Below are 26,674 nucleotides of genomic sequence, written 5' to 3'. Positions count from 1 at the left end.
CATCCTGAGAGCCATCTGATTGATGTGCTACACATTAGAGGAAAGGGTGATTGTAATTGTTTAAGAACAGTGTCATCATGTTGATTGTAATCGTTCTATCGGGAATGTTGGCCCAGCCTGCCTTTTCCTTAATAGAACCACCAAATCCAAGTAATAAGAATTGTTTACTTGTGCAGGACGTCACCATTGTGGATGTGAAGACAGGCAAGCTGAAACCAAATCAGTCGGTTGTCATTCAGGGCAACCAAATTACAGCAGTAGCTGATACGGTTGACGTTGATGTTCCTAACGATGCGCGTGTGATCAAAGCAAATGGGAAATATCTTATCCCTGGTTTATGGGATATGCACGTCCATATGGAAAATTACATGGATAATGCAGTCCCTCATTTTTTAGCAAACGGAGTGACAGGTGTTAGGGAGATGGGCTCCAGCCTCCACCATGTTCAAGTGACGCGCAGCATTAATAATCAGGAAATCGTGACTCCGCGCATTGTACATTCTGGTAAAGTTATTAATCTATCACCAAATAATGAGGTTCCTTCGCATCACTATAGTTTAAAAAATAAAGCAGCGGTTCGTAAAGCTGTACAACAGTTGAAGACATATAAGATCGATCAAATTAAAATGTACTCCCACATACCTAAAGAACTTTATGCTGTGGCTATGGAGGAAGCAAAGAAGCTGCAACTTCCGGTTAGTGGTCATTTACCATTTACTGTACGTGCAGATGAAGCTTCTAACGACGGTATGAGAAGCTTCGAGCATTTGCATGGGATGCATATTGCTACAGCATCAAAGAAATCAGGTATTTTCAACAGCCTTGTTAAGAAAACAGAAGCGGGTATTATTAATAACGATCAGTTGTTGTATCTTGAATACGAAAATAAAGCTGCAAAGCATTATGATGCAAAAGAAGCCGGGAAGCTGTTTGAGATCTTTAAACGGAACGAAACTTGGCAGGTTCCTACACTTGTAACGGTGACAAGCTTAAATAAGCAGGTGCCTGATGAAAGAGTGCGCTTCTTAGAACCTGCTGTTCAGAAGAAGTGGGCAGCATTAATAGAAAATTGGCACAAGGATAAAAGAGGGGCTGCTATCCATCAGGAACTGGAACATAACAATTTGCAATTAGTTCGTAAAATGAATGAGGCTGGGGTACCGATTATGGCTGGCACTGATTCTACTTACATGATGCCAAATCTATATTACGGCTTTAGCCTACATGAAGAACTTCAACTGCTAGTCAAAGCGGGACTAAGTCCGCTGCAAGCCCTTCAGGCTGCCACGATTAATCCGGCTCGCTATTTGGAAAATGAGGATAAGCAGGGCACGGTAGAGGTAGGAAAGCTAGCCGATCTCGTCCTGCTAGACGCGAATCCGCTCGCAGATATTCGCAACACAACTCAAATCCATGCGGTCGTCATGAATGGGCATCTAATCGATCGGACAGCGATTCTCAAAAAGCTCAAAACGTACCCGATTAGTAAGGAGTTCTCTCGCAATCAGAAATAAACTGTGGTACGTGGTACGTGTCACGTACTACTATCGCTATGTTCAACTCGTAAAGCCTGAACCTAAAAGGATTCAGCCTTTACGGGTTGTTTTTGTGGATTAATTACCCAAACTGCTATAAGGCCAACGACGAAGTTACTTATGCAGGAAAGACTTACTCATAAAGGACTTACTTATGCGGGAAAGACTTACTTATGCCGACAAGCGCATACTTCATTGCCAGGGTGGGAACCGTCCAACGCCCCAGCTTTGTGGCAGCTTACATCCTAAATCAAGTGAGACGAGGAGTTCTGAGCTATCAGGACTCCTTTTTTATGTTCGTTCAACTGCGTCGCTTCTCCTATTGACACCTGCCAGCTATTGCTTATAATCAAAAATATCGCTTAACATCACTTAACAATGCTTAACTTTACTTAAAGGGATAGGGGAGAGTTCATGTTTCAAGAAGAACGCTTGGCTGCCATTTTAGAGCACCTAAAGAGGAACAAGCGCATTGAAGTTGAACAAGTATGCGAACTGCTGTCTATATCGCGAGATACTGCGCGTAGGGACATAATCAAGCTCGAAGAACGAGGCTGCATCATTCGAACACGGGGCGGTGCCGTCCTGCCTACCATATCGAAGGAGATGCCAAATTACGGTCAGCGTCTGCAGAAAGAGACGACGTCTAAGCAGATGATCGGGCACGTTGCTGCAAGTCTTCTTCATGACGACGATTACATATATATGGATTCATCCACGACGGTAAGATATGTGGGAGAATACATGAAGACGAAGCGGAATGTTATCGTTACCAATTCGATTGATATGGCCGGCATGTTGGCAGAAAGGAATTTGGCTCGTATTCAGCTACTTGGCGGTCTACTGGACAATAATCAACGCATGATTTATGGATCGCGGGCGATAGAGATGTTGAGCGATTATCACTTCGACAAGGCGTTCCTTGGCACTTGCGGATTGTCTATGAATGGACTGACGACCGACTTTGAAGAAGAGACGTATCTCATTAGGCAAGTGATTCGCAACGCAGACCAAGTCATTATCCTTGCTGACCACTCCAAGTTCGGCAAGACGATGTTCCATCGTGTTGCCGGCTTAGAAGATATAGACTTTATCGTCACAGATCGTGAGCCAGATACGGATTGGCAGCGTCATGTAAATGAAATAGGCGTTGAAATTATCATTGCTAACAAAAGAGGTGCACCATGATTAACAGATTGATTTGGATGGGATGTCTATCGTACATAGTAACTGGAGTAACACTTGTCATGATGGGCGCAGTTCTTCCTGAACTGCTTCTGAACTATGGCTTGAATTATACGGACGGCGGAATACTCGTATTTGTCCAATTTGTCGGCGTGCTGCTCGGCGTTCTCAGTATGCCAGCTATTTCTCGAAGGTTCAGTCGAAAGCGGGGAGTAATGATCGGATTGCTGATGATTAGCGCCGAGCTGCTGCTGTTTTTCCTCCCGCCATGGCCAGTCGTTATTTTGTTAGCTGGATTTGCGGGAGCGGGAGCGGGGCTTGTGGAGTCAGGCATCGGTACAATTATCCTTGTCGCTGTCAAAGAGAAGCAAGCCATCGCGATGAGCAAGCTGGAGGTTACTTTCGGCATCGGCGCCTTGACGATACCATTCGTGGCAAGCTTCTTAATCGCACGCGGGATATGGACTTACTCTTTCCTTCTGCTCGGCATAAGTGCACTTCTTACTGCAATCGCTTGGCAGCGGATGTCGTTCGGCCATGTCGATGCCATGTTGACGCGCACAGTAAATAAGGGCTCTGAACCCAAGCGTAAATCTTACTCAAGGAAGTCCATTCCTTTCCTTATTTTATGCACATTATACTTCATGCTCTATGGGGGGAGCGAGGTGTCTGTTGTTCACTTCTTTCCATCCATTTTTATTGAGAGATGGGGTGTTGCAACCTCTGATGCAACATTAACGGTTACGGTATATTGGCTGGCTATGGTTATAGGACGTGCAATGTGCGGAATTCTTGCTGAGAAGCTAACCTATTATCGCTTCTTATGGACGTCCACAACCATTAGTGTGCTCGCACTGCTGCTGATGCCTTTCAGCTCACACGCATGGGTCGGCTACCTAATTAGCTTCCTGCTAGGGTTGGGCATGGCTGGCATGTTCGCAATTATGCTTATTTATGCAAATAAAGCATTGCCTGGTATGACAGAGCGAACAACAAGCATATTGCTTGCAGCGAATGGACTCGGCGGTTCGCTCATGCCAATCGCTGTCGGCAGAATGATGGATATATGGTCAGTACATGCTGTCATGTGGCTATTTTTTGGTGTTATGCTTGTCATGCTGCTCATTGTGTTCGCTTCGAAGCAGCTACAAGGGCTGGCAGCACGTCCCGGACATTTCAAGCAAGAACAACGGGAAGCAACGTTGTGTGAAGAATCATAATTCTGTTGTGTTACACACTTTAGGATAATTTGTGAAAGTTTAAAGAAAAAGCAGTTCCTATCTTCGATTATGTGTTATTATCCCCTTGTAGTAGGCGATGGAAAATTAATCCATGATATCATGGATTAATCATTGTTGACCGGAGGGGATTTTTCATGTCTGCTGTTTACACCCACTCTACGGTTATTTCCGCATACATACTGCACTGCGCACAGGGGTTTCATACACTTCAAAAACATATGCAAACAACTTACGAGTCAGAACCTTATAAGCAGCCACTCAAGACGCGGAAACCGCCTTGAATAACGCGTGTATAGAATCATTTTTCTCGCATCTCAAAACTGAAAATCTGCACTTAGCCAAGCCAAATATAGAATCTAAGGTCGAATATCTTGTTCGCGAATGCGTCGCCTATTATAACCTAGATCGGTTACAGAAATAATTAGGAACCGATCACCGGTAGAATACCGGGAATCGATCGCCGTTTAAATTAACTCTTTTTCAACCGTCTACTTGACGGGGATACGACCAATGAAGGTGGAATTGCTTTTTTCATTATCATAGCAATGCTCCTTAAGCCATATATTTTGACCATTGGTGCAATATCTGAATACGCTTACGAACAATTTCCTAACGATTTGGGCATTTACACATTACTTTCTTGTGTTCATTGTAAATAGAACTTGTAATGAGGGAGGGAAAGTGATGCCTATACAGCTTCACTACACCATCGCTATTGTTGGAGCTGGAAGTGCCGGATTATCGGTTGCGGCACGATTGCTGCGGCAATCAAAAGCGTTTCAAGGATCTATTGTAATCATTGATCCGCAGAAGAATCATTACTACCAGCCCTTATGGACATTGGTCGGAGGGGTGTCGTTAAAAAGGAGACAACAAGTCGCAGCTTGCAATCGCTTATCCCTAAGGGAGCAGACTGGCTGCAGGAAGCGGTCGCCCAATTTCAACCGAGTGAGAATCAAATCGTCACTGCTGAGGGAACAGTCATCAAATATGATGCGCTCGTCGTCACAGCGGGCATTCAAGTGAATTGGGATCATATTAAGGGGCTCAAGGAATGCATCGGACAAGAAGGGGTATGCAGCAACTACGATTATCGTTACGTGGATAGCACGTGGGAATCCATTCATCAATTCCGTGGCGGCAATGCAATATTCACTCAGCCAAGTACCCCTATCAAATGCGGGGGAGCGCCACAAAAAATTATGTATTTGGCTGACGATGCTTTTCGTCAGATGGGAGTCAGGACTAAAACCAACATTATTTTTGCTTCCGGGAACGCTTCGATATTTGCTGTTCCTAAATATGCAGCCGCGCTTGATCGAGTTGTGGAGCGCAAGGGGATTACGACCAAATACAAAATGAACCTGATCGAGATCCGTGCTGACAAGCGAGAAGCTGTATTTGAGCATGTCGATACAAAAGAACAAGAGACCATGAAATATGACATGCTGCATGTCGTACCGCCCATGTCCGCCCCATCATTTATTCAGAACAGTCCACTTTCAGGCCCGGGCGGTTGGGTAGAAGTCGATAAGCACTCTCTTCAGCACGTGCGGTTTGAAAATGTGTTCGCCCTTGGAGATTGCAGCAATCTGCCGACTTCCAAGACTGGGGCGGCTATCCGCAAGCAAGCACCTGTAGCGGCGCGCAACATTATCAATTGGCTGGCAGGACAACCGCTTGATGCCAGCTATGACGGATACACCTCTTGTCCGCTCGTAACGGGATATAACCGTCTCATTTTGGCGGAATTCGATTATCAATTGACACCGCGAGAAACGTTCCCCTTCGATCAATCGAAGGAACGGTACAGCATGTACGTGCTAAAGAAAGACCTGCTTCCAAAAATGTATTGGCACGGCATGCTCAAAGGCCGGATGTGAGCAAGTAGTACAACGTGCGAACATACGAGAATTGATTATATGAAAATTGATTAAATGGGAATTGATTATAGGAGAATTGCTTAGAGGAATCAAAATAGAAGGGAGGGGCAGTTTCATGCTGCTACGTTATTTTTATGATGAGAAACTGGCTCATGCATCGTATCTCGTAGGCTGTCAAGCAACAGGAGAGGCTATTGTAATCGACCCTGCTCGGGATATTGAACCGTATTGTACTGCGGCACGAGCCGAGGGGTTAGCGATTGTCGCAGTTGCTGAAACCCACATTCATGCTGATTTTGTGTCGGGTGCGCGTGAATTGGGAGTGAGGCAGGGAGCTACGCTCTATTTGTCCGGCGAGGGAGGCCCGGATTGGGCATACAGCTACGTGGACGATACAGGAAGCGGTAAGATCAAGTACCGAATTATTAAGGACGGCTATAAATTTCACATTGGCAACATTAGTTTTGAGGTGCTGCACACGCCTGGACATACGCCGGAAAGTGTGTCGTATTTAGTGACAGATAAGGGTGAGGGAGCCGATTGCCCAATGGGCATCTTCACAGGCGACTTCGTCTTCGTAGGAGATGTCGGACGCCCAGATCTGCTGGAGAAATCAGTTGGCATGGCTGGTACGGCCGAGCAAGGTGCACGGCAAATGTTCCGCTCTCTGCGACGCTTCAAGACTCTGCCTGAATATGTACAGGTATGGCCGTCACATGGAGCCGGCAGCGCATGCGGCAAGGCTCTTGGCGCAATCCCGTCTTCGACGGTCGGTTATGAGAAGCGCTTCAATTGGGCCTTGTCGTTTGATGAGGAACAATCTTTTATTACCGCCTTGCTGGCGGGCCAGCCTGAGCCCCCTACCTATTTTCCGCGTATGAAGCATGTGAATCGAGACGGAGCAGTACTGCTCGATCAGCTTCCTGAGCCACAACAGATGGAAGGCGACATCTCGGCTATAACCCGTCTTGCGGAAAATGGAGCCATTGTACTGGATACTCGTCCATCTTCCTCATTCGCAGCGAAGCATGTGAAGGGGACAATTAACATTCCATATCAGCGTTCCTTTACGACATGGGCCGGCTGGCTTGTTCGTGATGATCGCCCTCTATACGTGATAGGCGATACTGATCAATTCAGAAATATATTAAGGGACTTGCGGTCAATCGGAATAGATCGCATAGCGGGTACAATAAACACGACAGAGATGTGGAGCAACAAGCGAGGCGAGGCCGCATTGTCTGATTTACAATCCTACACGGAGGTCACGCCTTCCGATATCGTGGGTAGGGTTCGAGCGGATGAGATAACAATAGTGGATGTGCGCTCAACAGCAGAATGGGAGGAGGGGCATCTGCCTGGGGCGAAACATATTCTACTGGGCACGCTGCCCGCTTGCATTCCTGAAGTCCCGTCTAATAAGCCAGTCCTCGTTCAATGCCGGACAGGAGCGCGCTCCGCGATTGCAGCGAGTATTCTGCAAGCGCACGGCTTTTCGAATGTTATGAATTTACTGGGCGGCATCATCAGATGGAAGGAAGAAGGACTTCCGACAGAGAAGCCGCTCGTTCGACTTGGAGAAAGTAATGGCAACTGATAAGTTTTCGGCTAGGGAGAGCAATCTACAGCGATATTCGTTCTAGCTAACATCTAGCTTACTAAAAAGAGCGGCAGGATCAAGAATCATCTTGAGCCATGCCGCTCTTGTTTTATGTGAAATTATGCGAATTCGTTCAACGCTTCCGGCGTCCAGTCCCTTACCCCGTTGTCTTCAATAATTCCGATTACAACGTCCGTAATATCGGGATCGGCAATTAGTTTATCTTGAACGCGGAATATGATATCGTCAGCATCGGCTAATGATAAGCCCTTGCGCGTTTCTATCATGGCATCTACGTGATAGTAACGTCCTTCTTGTGTAATTCGCAGATCGTTAATATCGGTTACATCCTGATCGGAAAGAATAATGAGCGCCACCTTCTCAGCTACATCGCGAGGAGCCGCCACGCCGATAAGTCCGACCATGTTGTCATACCCGACGCGAAAAGCAACACCAACCATTAAAAAGCCGATCAGAATCGTTACTACGCCATCCAACGCCTTGAATGCCGTCATGGATGTAATGACTACGGCAATCATGGCTAGAAGAGCACCCGATACCGCCACTAAATCCTCGTAAAAAACCAACCGGGTAGGCGGTGCAGAGCGTCCAACGTGCTTAAAGGATGCCGGGATAAATCCCAAGCCGCGCGTTTCAACTCTAGCTTCCTTGGTAATTTCCTTCATTGCTTTCAATAGGATTGCACCGTCAACCGCAAGATTAAAAATCAATGCAGCGATATTGATCCAAAATGCACTGCTGCTTGTTTGCGCGGGATGCTGGATTAAATGCCAGCCTTCGCGCACAGTTTCATAGGCCATAATCGTAACGACGATAACGGCCACCATGCAAAAAATATTAATGACTCGACCGAACCCAGTAGGGAATTGCCGAGTAGGCTTCTTTTCAGATAGCACGCTGCCGACAAATACGAAGCCTTGATTCACACTATCCGCCAATGAGTGCATGGAAGATGCGAACATCGCACCACTGCCGCTCATCGCAGCGCCTACGCCTTTCGCAGCTGCAATAAAGGCATTGCCAATCATCGCAATTGCAGAAGACTTGTTTCCTTTCTTAATAAGTTCTAATACTGTTTCTCGTTCCGGTTCGGGATCCATTGCTTCCTCCTAAGATCATGAATAAGTTAAATGAAATTGTTGACTAAGCTTACTTATTTTATTACAAGAAGCTTTATGCAATCAATTATTAATACGGCTAAATTAAAAAAAGTTTCGAGATTTCATTTTTGCATCTATCGTTGATATAATTACCAAGGTAGGAGATTGATAGAATTTCGCTTCGGTTGAGATTTGTTTTTTCGTTATAGCTACATCATAAAATGGAAAAAGCGCGGGAGGAGACGACACATGAGCGAAGAGACAAGCACCGCCGGTTGGGATGCAATTGATCATGCGTTAGCAAAAATTTATGGCAAACAAGAACCAAAGCATTATGGAACAATGATTCCGTATGCATTGGGCGGTGATGATCCTTTGGACGGAATAAGTGCATACAAAGCGGATTCACCATACCCGCATTGGCATTTTATAACCTATGGATTTTCAGAGCTTTATGATAAGGAATCAGATCACGCTGCATATAGCGGTTACGGGTTTGAGCTCACGTTCAGACTTGCCAGGCAGCCCGAGGAAGAGGAACCTCCCGCATGGGCGCTCAATCTGCTGCAAAATATGGGCAGATACGTATTCAACTCCGGCAATGTATTTCGCTCCGGCGATTATTTGGATGCCAACGGCCCGATATGCTTAGGTTCAGATACACAATTAACGGCCCTAGCTTTCATGCAGGATCTCGAATTGCCTGCAATTGATACCCCGAATGGCAGGATGGAGTTCATCCAGATGGTAGGGATAACAAAAGATGAACTTGAAGCTATGCAAGCTTGGAATACACTCGGCCTACTGAACGCTTCCCAATCGCATCTGCCTTATTACATAACGAATCTAGATCGGGATTCGCTTCTTCGCGTACCTGAAATTGTAAAAGCTGTCGAACGCGGCATGCAGGAAGAAGGCTCGAATACGGGATTCTTATTCGTACAGCAATTAGGATGGGAATCTGGAAAGAATGGCTGGCTGAGCAAGAAGCCGGCTAAGCTTCTTATCGGGGCGAAACAAGCCGCTATTATCGGAAAGCTGATACAGGGTCGGGTACTAAAGCGTAAAGAATTCACATTGGTAGGATCAGAAGTTCGAATCGTGATAAAGTCCAGCGATCATACCTCATATGAAACGATAGAAGATGAAATTCAGTTGTTCGTAGATGATCGTACGGCTGCTGAACTAAGCGCTAAGCTGGAGCCGAAGGCAGGCGTTATTGAACTTGCGTCTGTGCAAGGTATTGTCGTTCAGATCGAAAAAACAGAAATTAAGGATCAAGAAGGCAACGTCGTTGAGGTTATTGGATAAGGCAGGCACAAAAGATACAATGCACAAGGGGAGAATCCGACATTGAGCTGGTTAAAAGAAGAGATTGCGATGAAGTGGCGTGCGGAGGGCAAACGATATGCCGCAGAAATTAATGAATTCGTGCGCATCGGAATGGAAAGCAACTGTGAGCAGGCACAACAAGAGCCTGGGGAAGATCAGCGTTCGAGCATGGCGGCTGACATCGTTGATATGATAAGGGCTGCCAATCGGACAGGCGATACCGAACGGCTGCGGCAGGAGATTCCGCCAGCATCGTGGCCAATTACATCTGCTTTTCAGGAAAAGCAGCAGGCTGTTAAACCCATTGTCTGCTTGAACGATGGAACTGTTCTTGTTAGTACAAATGGCGGAAACATATTTATCATCCAGAAGGATCGCATTACAGAGCTTTCAAACCTAGTTCATGTGGGCTGCTCTTCGGATGGAAACGATTTTGCGCTTATAACGGAACATGGAATACATACAAAACGGGGAACAGTCTCAAGCTTGGAAGAGTGCGAAGAGATTGCCGCATGGTCTTGGAAAGACATTCAGCAAAGCATTAAAGCCATTCTGCCTGATTGGGAATCTCTTGCCGACTCAGAGCATCCAGCAAGCCACATTGTGGAGGCGATTCCGTTTGACAACGGAACACGGCTTCTTCTCGTTACAGATTACGGCATCTATTTGATCCAAAAAGATGATGTTGTGCTGCTGCATCCTGAGCTTGCTGATATACAGGAATATGATTACGAGGATACACACATCGATATGGCTCACGGCGTTGTATCGCCTGATGGACGCTGGCTGGCGTACGGCAGTCAGTGTAGTGAGCATCTATTGCGAGATGTTGCGAGTGGAACGGTGCATACGTTCGAGCCGCAATCCAGTTATCCTCATTATGCGTTGTTCGCTAAGGATAGCCGTGCAGTTTGGTACAATGCATGTCATTTCTATAATGGGGCAACGATACAAGTTCCGCTTGATAACATTGGACAGCACCGACCTGAGACAGAATACGAATGGCCGCTTATGAATGATGAGATGCGCGTATATGCTGCTGCCGCATTGTCAGACGGGCATATTTTAGGTGATGCCTATGGATATTTGCGCAAAATAGACAGCACAGGCAAGGAGATTTGGCGATATTTTGTCGGCAGCACATTATACGGTATTGTCGCTTCGCCAGATGAATCTCGATTAGCGGTAGGTACATACGGAGGTATGCTTCATCTCATAGATTTAAAGAGCGGAGAGAAAAGTGCTTATAGTATCGGTACTGCGAATATTGTAGAGGTTGACCGCTGGATTTTGTGGCGGGATGAAGAGCCTCTGCGCTGGTAGTAGGCGTACGGCACAGAGAACTAAGCTGATTTGACAATGAAGATTGCAGACAAAATGGAATACCTGTTTTTCACTGAGGAAGTATTCGAACTTGCTATATTTTTTCCGAATAAAATCAATATGTTAAATTTCTTATTAAAGAAGGAAGGTCTACGATGAGCAAACGCTGCGCATGGGTAAAAGAGAATGAGCCTTTATATGTGGACTATCATGACAAAGAGTGGGGGGTTCCCATATACGACGACCGCAAGTTATTTGAAATGCTGTGCTTGGAAGGTGCGCAGGCAGGGCTCAGTTGGTGGACAATTTTACAGAAGAGAGACAACTACCGTGAAGCATTCGATCAATTCGAGGCGGAGAAAATCGTTCAGTATACGGAGAGCAAACTGCAATCCTTGCTTGATGATACAGGTATCGTACGCAACAAATTGAAAATTCAAAGCGTTGTTAAAAACGCACGCGCCTTTTTGCAAGTCCAGAAAGATTACGGCTCCTTCTCCAATTACATATGGGGTTTCGTAGATAACCAGCCCATTGTGAACCATTGGGCAACCATCAAGGAGGTTCCGGTTACAACCGCCATCAGCGATAGAATGAGCAAGACGCTAAAGAAAGACGGCTTTTCATTCGTAGGGAGCACGATTTGTTATTCATTCATGCAGGCGGTCGGCATGGTGAATGATCATACGTTGGAATGCTTCTGCCATCGGTCGCATCAAACGATTCAATCATAGACTCTGCGTACAGCTGTTATGTTTTCGGCTTGAAAGGAGGTGAGAAATCGATGAGTTCGATTCACATGCTGGCTGGCATACCGGGCAGCGGGAAAAGCCACTACGCCAAGGAGCTTTGCAAGCAGCACAAGGCTATTCATGTAGCAACCGATTCCATTCGTCAGAGGCTGTTTGGAGACGAGGCGAAGCAAAAAAATACGTATTTCGTATTTGATGAAGCGTTTGCCCAAATCGAGCAGGCATTGGCTTCAGGACGCAATGTTGTGTTTGACGCAACCAATGTTAACCGCGACCGCAGACTGAAGTTTCTGAAGCGGTTCAAGGAGTTTCCGGTTGAATGCCATGTGTGCAGCACGCCCTATGATATCGCTATCCAGCGGGCACAATCAAGAAAGCGCAAAATCGACGAAGCTGTTTTGTCCAAGTTTGCCAAGCATTTTGAGTTTCCGGTTATTGGCGAAGGCTTCCAACAGATTCATATTGTGCATGCACCATCTGAAGTTTTGCTTGCGCGGTCGGAGCTGGAACAGCTGCTGGCTGACAATTCTGATCATGACGAGATGTTTGCATACTTGTCCAAATCCCCACATTTTCAATTGATGGTAGGGTATGACCAGCAGAACCCGCATCATTCGAAAACACTGTCTGAGCATACCTATGCGGTGCTTGAATATGTGCGTGTATGTTATGAAGGGGACAACATGCTGGCTATGCAGCTTGCAGCACTGTTTCATGATGCAGGTAAGCCATTCTGCAAGGTGTGGAAGCAAAGCCGGGGATACTACTCTTATTATGGACATGAACATGTATCTGCCGTGATCGCGTGCCATGTTTTGAAGCAAATGGGGTACGAAGAGGAGCTTATCCTGCAGGTCGTTAATTTAGTCAGCTTCCATATGGAGATCCTGCATGGCGGGGATGCCGGAGCATCCCATATTTATCATTTGCTAGGCGAGGAAATGCTGGCCCAATTGTATTTTTTTGCGGAAGCCGACACTTTCGCGAAATAAGGAGGTGACCGAAGTGAAAATCAAATATCCAAAACGATGCACCTTCCATGGTCGAGAAGCTATACGAATGACGATAAAATATTGCGGAATACGAATCATTTTATCGGGCGCGAGGTTGTCGTTACAGAAAAGATGGATGGGGAGAATACGACGATGTATACGAATGGTATCCATGCTCGTTCACTGGACAGTAAGGATCATCCGTCTCGGCACATTGTTAAAATGCTGCATGGTGGAATTCAATATCTGATCCCGGAAGGCTATCGATTGTGCGGTGAAAATGTGTACGCGAAGCATTCGCTATACTATACGGATTTGCCGAGTTATTTCTTGCTGTTCTCCGTATGGAATGAGCAGAACATATGCCTATCGTGGGATGATACTCTCGAATGGGCTGATAAGCTTCAGCTTGCTGTCGTTCCGGTGCTGTATCGGGGAGTATGGGATGAAGAGGCTGCTAAAAAATGCTATACGATGCAATCGCGCTGCGGTGGGGAACAGGAGGGCTATGTTGTCCGGCTTACGTCAGCATTTCAATATGATGCATTCAAGGACAGCGTGGCAAAGTTTGTCCGTCGCAATCATGTGCAAACCGATGAGCACTGGTTAAGCAAGCCAATCGAACCAAATAGACTCATAATCCGATAATCGATTTTGCGATTTTTATACGATAAATGACTACAAGAAAGGAATGGGAATCATGTAATCCATAATGGAAGTACCCATCAGAAGCAGAAATACATAAGATCACAGCAAAAAACCAGCTTAACCTCCGTAACACGGCATGCAGCTGGCGTAGATTTCCTATATTATTTTATCTCTGCTTTTTCTTGCTCCAGGGCATACGCTGTGCTTCTTTCTACAAACTCCAATACCTCGTCGGATATCGGAAATAACCCCGTCTCACTGACTGGACGTTTCCTTACTTCCCAGAACTTTTCGATTAACTCCTCATCACCATCAAATGTGATCATCGACAGCTCATGCATCTCGTTTGCAATTTTATAGCCTTCATCGGATTCTGGCAGGATAGACTGTTGGATGCACCATTCAATCCGCCGCAGCAAGGACGCATACTGTTGAGTTAACGGGTCGCTGTTGCCGAGATTAGGTAGTGTACGGCGCAATAATTCGCTTTCTTCCTCTTCGAAATAATCCATCCACTGCTTCGAATTTGCAGGCGCGTTTTGCACAAGATTCGATACCTTCTCCCAAGAAAGATCTCCTTCTATATCAATCATATGTATGAGAGTGGCTGTATTGGAAATGCTCGTCTGCAGCGATGTTAACTGCTCCTGAAGAAGGTTATAATGTGCAGTTAAGATATGGCGGTAAGAGAGCTTGTCTATCAATTGCTGAATATCCTCCAGCGGAAGCGACAATGACTTCAAAAGCGTGATCTTCTCAAGTGTAAATAAATCTGTCTCCGAATAGTAGCGTCGACCGTTGTCTTCCTTTTGACTCGGCGTAAGCAGACCAATGTCATCATAATAACGCAATGTTCGTACGGATACATTTCTCATCTTCGAAACCTGTCCTGTTGTCCAACGATTCATGTCAGTCCTCCTGAAAAAAGTGCTTGCAGGTTACGTAACGTCACCTAATATAGTTGGATTATAACACAGAGGATTGAGGGATGAAGTTTGAAGATAACAGAGATGTGGAAGAAAAGTGATCCTTGGACTTGGCGCGAAATGCTAGCTTTACTGGCACTTGAATTCGTATTTGTAATTGTTGTGATTAAATATCCGCTTCAGCAGTTGTACGTCGAATGGTTTGATAATACGCTATATGCCGGGACGCTAACGGGTCTCACCATTGCGATTACATTAATACTGGGTACCTATTTTATTGCTTTGCGACCAAAGTCTCTGTCTTGGGTAGATGTAGGTGTTAGAGCATTTCCTGCTAGAGTTTGGTGGAAAATCATAGGCTGGATCTTGTTACTTATCATATTCAGCTTGGCTGCAGTTTATCTAACCAGCCTGCTTGGGAATACGGTGGAAAACAGCAAAACGGAGAGTCTCAAGCAAAATGTCACATTATTTACGTTATTCCTTGGTATTGTATCGGCAGGGATTATTTCGCCTGTATATGAGGAAATCTTTTATCGCGGCTTCATCTATCGTTGGCTTCGGACACGTGTTGGAATGGGGGGAGCAATCCTTATTAGCGCGTTGATCTTTACAGCAGCGCACTACCCAACGACCAATGCTATGCCCGTTAATTTCATTGGCGGAGTCATTTTCGCTTGGGCTTACGAACGAACGGGTTCTGTTGTGCCCGCTATCCTTGTCCATAGCTTTACGAATACGATTGGTGTTCTATTAACGGTGACTGGGTAAATGATGGTTACCATAATCCTGCAATCATTAGACAACTTCGTTCTGGACGTAGTTGTCTTTTTTTGCATTTTCTGCTGACAGAATACTTATAAAGACAGGGTGAGATCAATTTGACACAGATATTTTAGAGGTATATAATTCAATGGTAAAATAAATAGATAGATAACCTAATTATTTGAATGCCTAATAGTTAGATGATCTAATATAGAGACGAGACTTGGACATATGTTCTAGAAACGATGAGGTGATGCGGAAATGTTTGATCCAGATACGACGGCTTATAAGCTTGTCCAATCGTTTATGCGATTCAATAAGGCAGAATGGAATCAGCGAATGAACGCTGGCAAGAAGCGCAGTGAAATGATGATGCTGTTCTGCATCAAGCGCCATGCTCAAGAAGGGGAGCCTGCAATGCGGGTGTCCGATATCGGCAGTCATTTACGGCTTACCTCACCTACGGTAACGCAAACATTGAACATGCTAGAGAAAAAAGGTCTTGTCGAAAGGTTTATGGATAAGGCAGACAGGCGCGCGGTTCGAGTAAAACTGACCGAAGAAGGTTACAAGACGACAGAAGAAGGTCAGAAACAATTCGAGGAACAGATTAATGGCTTGATTAAGCATCTAGGTGAGGAGGAAAGCCTTCATCTTGCGGATTTATTGAAGAAAGTATATGAATATTACGAAATGCGCAGCCAAGAAAGAGAAAAATAGAGTCACACGATGGAGATGGAGTTGAGGAAGCATGATGAAATTATTTCGGTATTTGAAACCATACCGAGTCCCAATTGGCATTGTATTAGCGCTTGTCTTCATACAATCGCTGTCGGAGCTGTATTTGCCGACGCTTATGTCTGATATAGTGAATTTCGGGATTTCGAAGGGGGATGTCCCGTACATTTGGAAAATTGGAGGCCTCATGCTGGCAGTAGCTATCGGAGGCACAATCTGTGCAATCGTGAGCAGTTACTTATCGGCCAAGGTTGCTATGGGCTATGGGAAATTGATGCGCGGAAAGGTATTTAACCATGTCCAGCATTTTTCCTTGCAAGAATTTGACAACATAGGTACAGCTTCGCTTATTACACGCACAACCAATGACATTACACAAGTACAGCAGGTGCTTGTCATGATTCTGCGCATGATGATCAGCGCTCCGATGATGTGCATCGGGGGAATTATTATGGCCGTTAATAAGGATGCCAAGCTTACGTTGGTGCTGGCCGTTGTCATTCCAATCTTGGCCCTAGCAATCTATTTAGTAGCCAGTAAAGGGATACCGCTCTTTAAGGCACAGCAGAAGAAGCTCGATAAGCTGAACCAAGTGCTGCGTGAAAGCTTGATTGGCATTCGGGTTATTCGTTCATTTAATCGGACGGAGCACGAAAAGGATCGTTTCAATGAAGCCAATACAGACCTGACGCAAACTGCGGTCAAGGTGAACCGCATTATGGCATCACTGATGCCTGTCATTATGCTTGCCTTTAACTTTTCGACGCTTGCGATTATATGGTTCGGTACAGATCGAATCCATGCAGGCAGCATGCAGGTCGGCGATTTGATGGCATTCATTCAGTATGCGGCTCAAATTATGTTCTCCCTTGTCATGGTATCGATCATCTTTGTTATGATACCGCGCGCCTCTGCATCAGCCACTCGAATTAACGAAGTTCTTGACATGGAGCCTGTCATTCGCGATCAAGAGCATGTCAAGAAAGCAGAAGGACTTCGCGGCTATATTGAGTTTGATCGCGTGACGTTCAGTTATCCGGGTGCAGAGAATCCGGCTTTATCCAATATTTCTTTCAGCGCACGTCCTGGAGAGACAACGGCGATTATTGGCGGTACAGGTTCCGGAAAATCAACACTGCTGAATCTGATTCCACGCTTTTACGATGTAGACAGCGGTCGAGTTCTTATTGATGGAATAGACATTAGAGAGCTGTCGCAAGAGGACTTGCGCGAGAAAATTGGTTATGTGCCGCAGAAGGCTGTACTATTCTCAGGCACGATTACAGATAATATCCGTTATGGCAAGCAAGATGCTACTGTTAAAGAGATTCAGCATGCAGCAGAGGTTGCTCAAGCTGCTGACTTCATTGCAGCAATGCCTGATGGGTATGAATCACCGATTTCCCAAGGGGGAACAAACGTATCAGGCGGCCAGAAGCAGCGCTTATCCATTGCGCGCGCATTAATCCGTAAGCCGGAGATTTATATCTTCGATGACAGCTTCTCAGCATTGGACTTTAAGACGGATGCCAAGCTGCGGGCTGCATTGAAGAGTGAAACAACGACAGCTACCGTCATTATCGTTGCCCAGCGTGTAAGTACGGTAAAGAACGCAGATCGAATCATTGTGCTGGAGGAAGGACGAATCGCAGATATCGGCACACATCAAGAACTGTTGGAATCCAGCGAAGTATACCGTGAGATTGTATCCTCACAGCTGTCAGAGGAGGAGATCGCATGAGTGAGCGAAACAAATCAGCACAAGCAGGCCGCAAGCATGGCGGCGGTGGTCCTATGGGTCCAGGTATGATGATGCCTGGCGATAAGGCTAAGGATTTTAAAGGCACATTAAAACGGCTGCTCGGTTATTTAAAACCTAGCCGAACGAAGCTGATTATCATATTTGTAATGGCAATTTGCAGCACCATTTTCTCGATTGTCAGTCCTAAAATTATGGGTAAAGCAACAACTAAGCTGTTTGAATTTACAATGGCGAAATTCAACGGGCTCCCAGCCGTCATGGACTTTGACTTTATTAACAATATCCTGCTGTTGCTCGTTGGCCTCTACTTGTTCAGTGCATTCTTCAGTTATATTCAACAATATGTAATGGCAGGCGTAGCGCAGAAAATCGTATTTGATATGCGGAAGCAAGTCAATGATAAGCTGAACCGTTTGCCTCTCAAATACTTTGATGCTCGAACACACGGTGAGATATTAAGCAGAGTTACGAATGATGTTGATAATATCAGTACAACGCTGCAGCAAAGTTTAACGCAGTTAATTACTTCGATTATTACGATTATTGGTGTAATCGTGATGATGTTAACCATTAGCCCGCTGTTAACCCTTATCTGTATGCTTACATTGCCGCTGAGTGCGATCGTCATTAAAATGGTTGCCTCAAGATCTCAGAAGCATTTTATGAGTCAGCAAAAATCACTTGGTGAGCTGAACGGTCATGTGGAAGAAATGTATACGGGCCATAATATTGTGAAAGCTTTTGGTCATGAAGAGAAGTCGCTCGAAGAATTTAACGAGGTTAATGAACGCTTGTACGAATCAGGTTGGAAGGCACAATTCATTTCGGGTATGATTATGCCGCTCATGAACTTCATCGGAAATATCGGCTATGTGCTGATTTGTGTGGTTGGCGGATTGCTCGTTACAAAGAAATCCATTGAAATCGGTGATATTCAAGCATTCATTCAATACGCACGACAATTCACGCAACCAATTGCGCAAACAGCCAACATTGCAAACGTCATTCAATCGACGATTGCGTCGGCCGAGCGGGTGTTCGAAGTGCTTGATGAGGTAGAAGAGGTTCCAGAAGCAGCGAAGCCACTCGAAATTGCACATCCAGTCGGACAAGTGGACTTCGAACATGTACAATTTGGTTATAAAGAAGATGAACTGCTTATTACTGACATGAATATTCACGTGAAGCCAGGTCAGATGATTGCGATTGTAGGCCCAACAGGCGCTGGCAAGACGACACTCATTAATTTATTGATGCGTTTCTATGAAATCAATGGCGGTGCCATCAAGATCGATGGCGTGGATATAACCGACATGGAACGCAGCCGCCTGCGGTCGATGTTCGGCATGGTGCTTCAAGATACTTGGCTTTTCAATGGCACTATACGCGATAATATTGCGTATGGTCGAAAAGGGGCTTCGGAGGCAGAAATCATACGGGCGGCCAAGGCTGCACACGCCGATCACTTTATCCGGACGCTTCCAAAGGGCTATGATACGGTTTTGAACGAAGAAGCATCCAACATCTCGCAAGGCCAGAAGCAGCTTCTCACGATAGCTCGCGCGATTCTTGCGAACCCATCCATTCTCATATTGGATGAAGCAACAAGCAGCGTCGATACTCGTACTGAAGTTCAAATCCAAAAAGCGATGAACGAACTGATGAAGGGGAGAACGAGCTTCGTGATTGCCCATCGTTTGTCGACGATCCGAAATGCAGACCTTATTCTCGTTATGAACAAAGGTACTGTGCTTGAGCAAGGTACTCATGATGAGCTGCTTAAACAAAAAGGCTTCTATGCTGATCTTTATAATAGTCAATTTGAGGCGACAACACCAGAAGCAATTTAACACGATAGTCCGAGCATACAAATCCTTGAAGGATCTCGTTGCTCGGGCTATTTTTCTTATAACTTAATGTGGTTGCCTTATTTTGAACCGCGACAAAAAACCAGCTATTATCTTGTCATGATAGTAGCTGGTTTTTAGTTTGCGCAATTTATAAGTTCAATCTTCTCTGCTTAGAACGATCTTACCTCGTGTGCGGCCTGTTTGATTGGAAAGATGAGCTCTTCTTACTCCATCGACCGTCATGGGATAGACTTCCCCTATAATCGGTCTAACTTTTTGAAATTCGACCAGTTCTCGAATATGATTCATGTTTTCCCCATCCGGACGCGTGAACACATATTCAACGTTCAGTTGACGCTCCACCTCTATTTTTTTCGTGGAATCAGGCCGAACTTCATTGGGCCCGCCGAATATTGTAGCCACCGTTGATTGAAGCTTCATACAGGTTAATGCTTCCTCGAATGAAGAACCCCCGAGTGTATCGAGCATAAAATCAAATTCTATTTCTGAATCTCGAATGCTTTCCTGATCGTATGCAATCACTTTATCTGCGCCTAATTCTTTTACAAAATCAATGTTTTTAGCGCTTGTTGTCGTTGTCACATGAGCCCCAAGCGCTTTTGCCAATTGAATGGCAAATGAACCAATTCCACCACTGCCCGCTAAAATAAGAACGCTATCGCCAGCTTGAACATTTCCCACTTCTACTAGAGCCTGCCATACCGTCAGGCCCACGAGCGGGAGTGATGCTGCTTCGACATACGTCAAATCACGAGGCATTGGAGCAACAAGATTTGCAGGAACAACAATTTCATCCGCGTACGTGCCTTGTTTCTCCATTTCTGGACGGAAGAAAACATTGTCTCCCACTTGAAAGTCTTTTACATCCGTTCCGCAAGCTGCTATTTTACCTGCCGCATCCCACCCCAAGATTAGAGGGAATTTATATGGAAAGCTTTCTTTCAAATGTCCTTCCCGTACTTTCCAGTCTACAGGGTTTACCCCACTAGCTTTTATTGAAATGAGTAGGTCGTTAGATCCTAATGGTTCTGTCGGAACATGAACCACTTTAAGCGCCGATTCATCTCCATAATTTTCAATACCGATCCCTATCATAATAAAACTCTCCTTCTATATTTATTGCCGTAGGTCATTTTATTCTAGTATAGCTTCTTGTATGATGAAAATCCAAAATAGCCCTTAACGGATATATTTTATACTAATATAAAGAGTACATCATTAGTTTACATAACATATATTACGTGCCTTATTGATTGTGATATTTCGTGAATGCAGGCAGATAGGTGCGCTGCGGAAAATAAAATTTGACATTTAATGATTACATATGTAATCATTATGCGAGATATCAATTACATATGTAATCAACAGAGAGAGGGATGTAGAAATGAAAGAGATTCCGCGAATCTCAGAGGCTGAGTGGGAAGTGATGAAGGTCTTCTGGAGTGCGACTGCCAAGGCAACGGCAAATGAAGTCATCGAAAAACTTGGTGAAAACACGGACTGGAAGCCAGCCACCATAAAATCGCTTATTAACAGATTGCTTAAAAAAAATGCACTCGGATATGAACAGGAAGGGAAGACCTATCAATATTATCCATTAGTTAGTGAAGAAGAGTGCGTCAGGGCAGAAAGCAATTCCTTCTTGCAGCGTCTATATGGCGGTTCCTTGAAGCCAATGTTCGTTAATTTCCTGAAGCAAGAGAAGCTATCCACGGAAGAGGTAGAGGAGCTTAAGAAAATACTTGATGAGGGGCAGCGCAGAAATGAATAGCTTTTTTACATGGTTAACTACGATCTTCGATTGGATTGCCAAGACTTCCTTAATGGCCTCAATCATTGCCATTCTTATCTTGTTTGTGAGGATTGTATGGAAGGATCGTCTACCGATAAAGTGGCAGTACTTGCTCTGGTTTGTACTGCTTGCCAGGATGCTGCTGCCTTGGGTACCTGAAAGCTCGATCAGCTTGTACAATTTATTTTCAATTGCAGATAAACCAATTGCGTTTCCTTTCTCGGCAGTTGAAGATGATATGACAAGATTATTAGCGGAACGTACAGCCGGCATGGACGGATCCAGCAGCATTCAGGAAAAAAGCATGTATGACACGAATGAGTCAAACGTCACAGATGACGAAAACCCTACATTCATTCAATCTGCATTGTCACTTGGCTGGTTAATCGGTGTATTGGCAATCACGATCTATGTGCTTCTCTCGAATCACAAATTTTCGCGCAGGATGATGAAAGAAGCCCATGCCGTATCCGATGAAGACAGCTTGCGCGTACTTCAGCAATGCCATGGAGATTTGAAAATAAAGAGAACACTGCCGCTTCTAGTATCGAATGGAGTGAACAGTCCTACACTGTATGGGATTTTACGACCAAAAATTTTGCTGCCAGGCAAGTACTTTGCGCAATTCAGCAGTGATGAACTAAGACATATCCTGCTTCATGAGCTTGTTCATTACATAAGAAAGGATATTATCACGAACTGGTTATTTACCATTCTACTTATTCTAAATTGGTTCAACCCGATTCTATGGTACGCATCTAAGAAAATGAGGGAAGATCAGGAATTGTCTTGTGACGATCGCGTCATTTCCAATTTGGAGGCGGATGAGGTCAAGCAATATGGATACACCATTGTCAAGCTGGTGGAAGCGAATATGGCAGGCCGCTTTCGACCTGTCGTTGCGACGAGTTTTACAAGCGACAAATCCCTCATTAAAAGGAGAATCAACATGATTGCTTTATTCAAACGAGGCTCGTATAAATGGACCGTGCTCGGTATTGCGATTATTACTATTTTTTCCTGTGTTGCCTTGACGAATGCAGCGGAGGAAGAACCAGGGGCGAAGAAATCCGAAATTCTAGAGCTGTATGCAAACGAGCTATTATTTAACCAGGTGAATGAAAAAATCCGAAATACAGTGAAGCAAACGGTTAGTGATGTCATGCAGCAACTTGGCAAGCCGCTTGCGCTCAAAAAGATCATGCCCGCAGAAGGAACGAAGGATTTGTTCCTAGAATTCAAAAGCTCACCAAGCGACGGTCCCGGTCATCGCTACATATGGGTAAGTTCGCAAACCGGCAAGCTTAGCAGAGTTGAGTTAGGTTTAAATCTTACACCTGAGGCCGTTGGCCCTGAAATACTAACGAAGGCTGCACAAGCACTTCAAGAGAATGGATACAAAGGAAATCCTAATTTTAAAATAAGTCGTACCATTTTTAATGATCCAAACACGAATGAATTTACAGTTCAAACGAGATTGCTACAAAATCAGCACGATCAACGAGTTGAAGTGCTCTTTTTGAATGACAAAATTACTACGTCTTATGATGTGGGCCCTGATCAAATTTCGGAAGATGAAAATAAAAAAGGTCAATATATGCTTGCTGTTCTGCGGGGAAGAAAAGTTGATCAGCTCACTGCTGCATCTAAACTTTTCTCTGACAGCTACAATACCGTGTATTTGTCTTATGGCACTGACGGCGGTGTTAGCTTTGATCCGAAAACCTATAAGATTCGTCAAATCTATGATTCTTCATTATCGCGGTACCCAGTTGACCCCAAAGCTATCGAGCAACGCAATAAGAGGCTGCTTAACATCTCAGATGAAGAGTTAATGACAGCAGCTTTCCCTGTTGTTCCAGAATTGCTGGGTTATGATTTATATGAGTTTGAGATGAAGAGAAATCCAAAGGCTCCTGGTTCTGCTGAATTTATAAAAGATGGGAAACGTATATTTGGGATAGCGTACAACGAGAACGGTCAAATATGGATGATTAACGACTATACGAAATGAAGCAGTCAGTTCTGATTTACTGTATTCGAATTACGAGATAGTTGAGTTTAACAAGTATTGTATTCGTGCATTGAAGGAATCCTGAATCGTTAATATTCAGGATTCTACTATCTTATTCAATGGTTTTTTCGCTGGCCCCTCCATTACCTCACCGTCAATAGAAAACCTAGATCCGTGGCATGGACAATCCCAGCTCCGTTCACCGTGATTCCACTCTAGCTCACATCCCATATGGGTGCACGTCGTATCCACAATATGAAGCGTACCCTGTTCATCTCGATAAGCTCCAGCTCTTTTCCCATCAACAGTAACGACGGCGCCCTCACCATTTGGGACATCCTCGGGTTTGTTGTGAACTGTTTCAAGTTTGCCGCTGATCAGATGTTTGGCTACGTCGGCATTTTGAGCAAAGAAGGTCTTCACATCCGGATCAGCATGGAACCTAGAGGGCGTATACAATTCCCGATATGTGTTTTCTTTTCCCAATATCAAATCTCGAAGCAGAAGCGCAGCAGCAGTACTATTAGTCATGCCCCATTTTCGATAACCGGTTGCTACATAGATATTAGGGGATGTGGATGAAATTTGTCCGACATACGGCATTTTATCCAGCGTTATTAAATCCTGAGCTGACCATCGGTATGATATTTCAGTTGCACCAAATACGGATTGAGCAAAGGCTTGCAGTTCTTCATAATGCTTGATCGTGCAGATGCCCTGTCCTGTTTTATGACTTTCACCGCCTATAAGTATCAGGTTCTCTCCAGTATCCAGTGAGGCAGTACGGATAGACCGCTTCGGATTCTCTGCACTAATATACATACCACCCCAATGGTCGGTCTTGCTTGGAATCCCAATGACATAGGAGCGTTCAGCATGCATTCTTGCAAAATAAAATCCCATTCCATCATAAAACGGGAAGTGAGAGCATGATACGACATGCTTACAGGTCAGCCTGAAACCGTCCCTAGTGATGACAGTAGGTGTCTCAGCCTTCTCCACAGTGTCTACCGTAGTCTGTTCATGGATCACACCGCCGAATTGAATGAACAACTGGATCAGCTTGTCCACATACTTGAGCGGGTGAAATTGGGCTTGCTTGCGCATAACGAGAGCCCTTTTCATCGGTACAGGAAGATCGAAATGGGTGACCAGTTCTCCGGTAATTCCCAGTTTGTCATACGCAGCCAGCTCTTGTTCAAGCTTCGTTACATATTCATCTGAATTCGTGTAGATATAAGCATCCCGCTCACGAAAATCGCATTGAATACCATGTTCCTTAACTGTGTGCCTTATAAATTGCAACGCTTCGTCATTGGCTTGGTAATACAATCGTGCCTGCTCTTGACCGAAATGTTGAATAAACTCATCATAAATGAGATCATGTTGTGCCGTTATTTTCGCGGTCGTATGTCCGGTCGTGCCATTCAGCAGCTGCCCTGCTTCCACAAGCACAACTTGAAGTCCTTCCCTCGCCAAGAGATAGGCTGTTGTAATGCCGGAAATTCCGCCTCCAACTACAACAACATCGGCTTCCTTATGTTCCGCAAGTTTTGGGAAGGAGGTGATCTTCACAGAGTCCCGCCAATAGGATTCTGGAAACTGGGGCAGTTCTTGATTAGACGAGTGGTCATTAAACATGGAGCGATCCTCCTTGATTGCTTATCTTTGTCTATTCATTTCCTTATGAAAACGTATTTAATCCCGTGTAAGATTAAAATTGTACATTCGAAAAGCACGGTGCAAAGGTAGAATGAAATTTAGGAGGGAATAATTCAATCCCTAGGTAGTTAACATTGACATCTCCTCAATTTATAGATATCATAGACAAAATAAGTCTGTAATTAAAGAGGGTATATTCATGAAATTCACAAAGGCAACAAATTATGCACTGCACACCATGCTCACACTGATTGAGGCTTCCCCCGTAAAACCGGTAGGTGTACAACAATTGGCCGAAACCCAGGGCGTGTCTCCAACTTACCTGTCCAAAATATTAACAAGGCTTGTGAAAGCCGGCATGATTGAATCGATTTCAGGAGCGAATGGCGGTTATCGCTTGACTCGTAATCGAGACGAGCTCACATTTTTGGATATTATCCATGCCATTGAAGGGACTGCCTCCTTATTCGAATGTAATTTCGTTCATGGCGATGAATGTTTAATCCAGGCCGTAATGAAGGAAGCAGAAGCGAAAATGGAAAATCATCTCAAGAATAAGAAATTGGTGGATATTGCTCAACAAGTAAACAAGAATAAACACTCGTAAAGCCGTTAGGAGAGTGTTTATTCATTTAGAGATAGATTTAACTTGTATTCGTAATAATACCAACGGATTTGGTATTGCAATTAGGGAGAGATGCTTTGGCGCTTTACCTGTTTTGTCTACATCGCAAAAATATTTTTTATTAGTATCATAGATATAATTAGTCCGTAATATCTCAAATAAGGAGATGAGCATCATGATTTATGATTACGATTCCTGAATTTCGGCGCATTGCACATGGCGAGCTGCAGAGATATCCATCTGTCAGTCTGCTGAAAAGCGAAGCAGTTTCGGTTAGCAAAATTGAATCAAATGAATCAAACTTCGAGGTGCAAGATGCATCCGGAAAACGGATTCAAGCCAGAAAATTAATACTGGCGACCGGGGTAAAGGAAATATTTCCGGAAATTGACGGTTTTGCTCCACTGTATGGACGAAGTTTATTCAATTGCGTATATTGCGATGGCTGGGAACTGCGTGATCAACCGCTTGTCATTGTTTCTGAGCATGCTTCCGGATTCCATATAGCCAAATTGCTTTATCAATGGAGTAGGGATATCGTCGTCTGTACGAATGGACATTCAGTCCTATCAACGGATCAGAAGCTTCAACTGTACACAAAAGGAATAAAAATTATGGAGCAGAGAATCGCGTCGTTCATCGGAACAGACGGCTTGCTGGAACACATTCGATTCGAGGATGGAACGGAAATATCGAGGTCGGGCGGATTTGTTACTCCTAAGTTTATACAGAGTACATCGTTTGCAGAGCAATTGGGCTGCGAATTATCAACATCTGGCGGGATCATGACAGAAGGATTGGGAAAAACTACGATACCCGGTTTTACGCATCTGGGGATGCGGTCTCCTCTTCACCTTCCCAAGTTGTCTTTGCCGCGGCCGATGGAAGTCGGATAGCAATGCGTGTA

The 26,674-nt window shown here is 44.8% G+C and carries 22 protein-coding genes and 1 pseudogene; 19 read left to right on the top strand and 4 right to left on the bottom strand.

Features of this window, described 5'->3' with window-relative positions:
* Window positions 1-56 precede the first annotated feature (56 nt).
* From PAV_RS25585 to PAV_RS25565, 6 genes and pseudogenes are all read left to right on the top strand, one after another.
* On the top strand, window positions 57-1,514 hold the full coding sequence (locus PAV_RS25585; RefSeq protein ID WP_005550944.1) for an amidohydrolase family protein: 1,458 nt from the start codon (window positions 57-59) through the stop codon (window positions 1,512-1,514).
* Between the two features lie 141 nt (window positions 1,515-1,655).
* Entirely contained in the window at window positions 1,656-1,784 is a 129-nt protein-coding gene (locus PAV_RS37425; RefSeq protein ID WP_326101104.1) for a carbohydrate-binding protein, read from the top strand.
* A 165-nt stretch (window positions 1,785-1,949) separates the two neighbouring features.
* Complete coding sequence (locus PAV_RS25580) at window positions 1,950-2,723, top strand: DeoR/GlpR family DNA-binding transcription regulator (protein WP_005550943.1); 774 nt, start codon at window positions 1,950-1,952, stop codon at window positions 2,721-2,723.
* Entirely contained in the window at window positions 2,720-3,940 is a 1,221-nt protein-coding gene (locus PAV_RS25575) for an MFS transporter (RefSeq protein WP_005550942.1), read from the top strand. Before PAV_RS25580 ends, PAV_RS25575 begins: the two co-directional genes overlap by 4 nt.
* A 705-nt stretch (window positions 3,941-4,645) precedes the next feature.
* A pseudogene (locus PAV_RS25570) lies at window positions 4,646-5,844 on the top strand (NAD(P)/FAD-dependent oxidoreductase).
* 115 nt (window positions 5,845-5,959) lie between these two features.
* Entirely contained in the window at window positions 5,960-7,441 is a 1,482-nt protein-coding gene (locus PAV_RS25565; RefSeq protein ID WP_005550939.1) for an MBL fold metallo-hydrolase, read from the top strand.
* A 122-nt stretch (window positions 7,442-7,563) separates the two neighbouring features.
* Here PAV_RS25565 and PAV_RS25560 read toward each other — a convergent pair whose 3' ends face one another.
* Window positions 7,564-8,565: a cation diffusion facilitator family transporter gene (locus PAV_RS25560; RefSeq protein WP_005550938.1), complete on the bottom strand. Its 1,002-nt coding sequence runs from the start codon at window positions 8,563-8,565 to the stop codon at window positions 7,564-7,566.
* 249 nt (window positions 8,566-8,814) lie between these two features.
* Here PAV_RS25560 and PAV_RS25555 point away from each other — a divergent pair, with 249 nt between their 5' ends.
* From PAV_RS25555 to PAV_RS25535, 5 genes are all read left to right on the top strand, one after another.
* On the top strand, window positions 8,815-9,876 hold the full coding sequence (locus tag PAV_RS25555; protein ID WP_005550937.1) for a suppressor of fused domain protein: 1,062 nt from the start codon (window positions 8,815-8,817) through the stop codon (window positions 9,874-9,876).
* Window positions 9,877-9,918: 42 nt separating this feature from the next.
* Window positions 9,919-11,220, top strand: coding sequence for a WD40 repeat domain-containing protein (locus PAV_RS25550; RefSeq protein ID WP_005550936.1), 1,302 nt, complete (start codon window positions 9,919-9,921; stop codon window positions 11,218-11,220).
* A gap of 155 nt (window positions 11,221-11,375) precedes the next feature.
* A complete protein-coding gene (locus tag PAV_RS25545; RefSeq protein ID WP_005550935.1) occupies window positions 11,376-11,954 on the top strand; it encodes a DNA-3-methyladenine glycosylase I in 579 nt (192 codons plus the stop codon).
* 50 nt (window positions 11,955-12,004) lie between these two features.
* Window positions 12,005-12,964 (top strand): AAA family ATPase, encoded by a 960-nt coding sequence (locus PAV_RS25540; RefSeq protein WP_005550934.1) that lies wholly within the window; start codon window positions 12,005-12,007, stop codon window positions 12,962-12,964.
* Between the two features lie 36 nt (window positions 12,965-13,000).
* Complete coding sequence (locus PAV_RS25535; protein ID WP_005550933.1) at window positions 13,001-13,612, top strand: RNA ligase family protein; 612 nt, start codon at window positions 13,001-13,003, stop codon at window positions 13,610-13,612.
* Window positions 13,613-13,773: 161 nt separating this feature from the next.
* On the opposite strand, the gene PAV_RS25530 is transcribed toward PAV_RS25535, so the two are convergent.
* Window positions 13,774-14,520 carry a MerR family transcriptional regulator gene (locus tag PAV_RS25530; RefSeq protein ID WP_005550932.1) on the bottom strand — a complete coding sequence of 249 codons (747 nt, stop codon included), beginning with the start codon at window positions 14,518-14,520 and terminating at the stop codon, window positions 13,774-13,776.
* 87 nt (window positions 14,521-14,607) lie between these two features.
* On the opposite strand from PAV_RS25530, the gene PAV_RS25525 reads away from it, so the two are divergent.
* The 4 genes from PAV_RS25525 (at window position 14,608) to PAV_RS25510 (ending at window position 19,653) form a co-directional block, all read left to right on the top strand.
* Complete coding sequence (locus PAV_RS25525) at window positions 14,608-15,309, top strand: CPBP family intramembrane glutamic endopeptidase (protein WP_005550931.1); 702 nt, start codon at window positions 14,608-14,610, stop codon at window positions 15,307-15,309.
* A 255-nt stretch (window positions 15,310-15,564) separates the two neighbouring features.
* A complete protein-coding gene (locus tag PAV_RS25520; RefSeq protein WP_005550930.1) occupies window positions 15,565-16,023 on the top strand; it encodes a MarR family winged helix-turn-helix transcriptional regulator in 459 nt (152 codons plus the stop codon).
* Window positions 16,024-16,054: 31 nt separating this feature from the next.
* Complete coding sequence (locus tag PAV_RS25515; protein ID WP_005550929.1) at window positions 16,055-17,782, top strand: ABC transporter ATP-binding protein; 1,728 nt, start codon at window positions 16,055-16,057, stop codon at window positions 17,780-17,782.
* Complete coding sequence (locus PAV_RS25510) at window positions 17,779-19,653, top strand: ABC transporter ATP-binding protein (RefSeq protein WP_005550928.1); 1,875 nt, start codon at window positions 17,779-17,781, stop codon at window positions 19,651-19,653. The genes PAV_RS25515 and PAV_RS25510 overlap by 4 nt, the downstream gene beginning before the upstream one ends.
* A 156-nt stretch (window positions 19,654-19,809) precedes the next feature.
* On the opposite strand, the gene PAV_RS25505 is transcribed toward PAV_RS25510, so the two are convergent.
* Window positions 19,810-20,769: an NADP-dependent oxidoreductase gene (locus PAV_RS25505; protein WP_005550927.1), complete on the bottom strand. Its 960-nt coding sequence runs from the start codon at window positions 20,767-20,769 to the stop codon at window positions 19,810-19,812.
* Between the two features lie 289 nt (window positions 20,770-21,058).
* Here PAV_RS25505 and PAV_RS25500 point away from each other — a divergent pair, with 289 nt between their 5' ends.
* Window positions 21,059-21,445 (top strand): BlaI/MecI/CopY family transcriptional regulator, encoded by a 387-nt coding sequence (locus PAV_RS25500; RefSeq protein ID WP_005550926.1) that lies wholly within the window; start codon window positions 21,059-21,061, stop codon window positions 21,443-21,445.
* Window positions 21,438-23,480 carry a M56 family metallopeptidase gene (locus PAV_RS25495; protein WP_005550925.1) on the top strand — a complete coding sequence of 681 codons (2,043 nt, stop codon included), beginning with the start codon at window positions 21,438-21,440 and terminating at the stop codon, window positions 23,478-23,480. The genes PAV_RS25500 and PAV_RS25495 overlap by 8 nt, the downstream gene beginning before the upstream one ends.
* Before the next feature lie 96 nt (window positions 23,481-23,576).
* Here the strand turns inward: PAV_RS25495 and PAV_RS25490 are convergent, their stop codons facing one another.
* Window positions 23,577-25,121: an FAD-dependent oxidoreductase gene (locus tag PAV_RS25490; protein ID WP_005550924.1), complete on the bottom strand. Its 1,545-nt coding sequence runs from the start codon at window positions 25,119-25,121 to the stop codon at window positions 23,577-23,579.
* 220 nt (window positions 25,122-25,341) lie between these two features.
* Here PAV_RS25490 and PAV_RS25485 point away from each other — a divergent pair, with 220 nt between their 5' ends.
* Both PAV_RS25485 and PAV_RS25480 read left to right on the top strand, forming a co-directional pair.
* Window positions 25,342-25,749 carry an Rrf2 family transcriptional regulator gene (locus PAV_RS25485; RefSeq protein ID WP_005550923.1) on the top strand — a complete coding sequence of 136 codons (408 nt, stop codon included), beginning with the start codon at window positions 25,342-25,344 and terminating at the stop codon, window positions 25,747-25,749.
* 200 nt (window positions 25,750-25,949) lie between these two features.
* Window positions 25,950-26,663: an NAD(P)/FAD-dependent oxidoreductase gene (locus tag PAV_RS25480; protein WP_005550922.1), complete on the top strand. Its 714-nt coding sequence runs from the start codon at window positions 25,950-25,952 to the stop codon at window positions 26,661-26,663.
* The last annotated feature ends 11 nt before the right edge of the window (window positions 26,664-26,674 follow it).

The organism is Paenibacillus alvei DSM 29 (genome assembly GCF_000293805.1).
GTDB classification, from domain to species: Bacteria; Bacillota; Bacilli; order Paenibacillales; family Paenibacillaceae; genus Paenibacillus_B; species Paenibacillus_B alvei.
The sequence above is the reverse complement of the archived record's forward strand: the minus strand, read 5'-3'. Positions and strand labels throughout refer to the sequence as shown.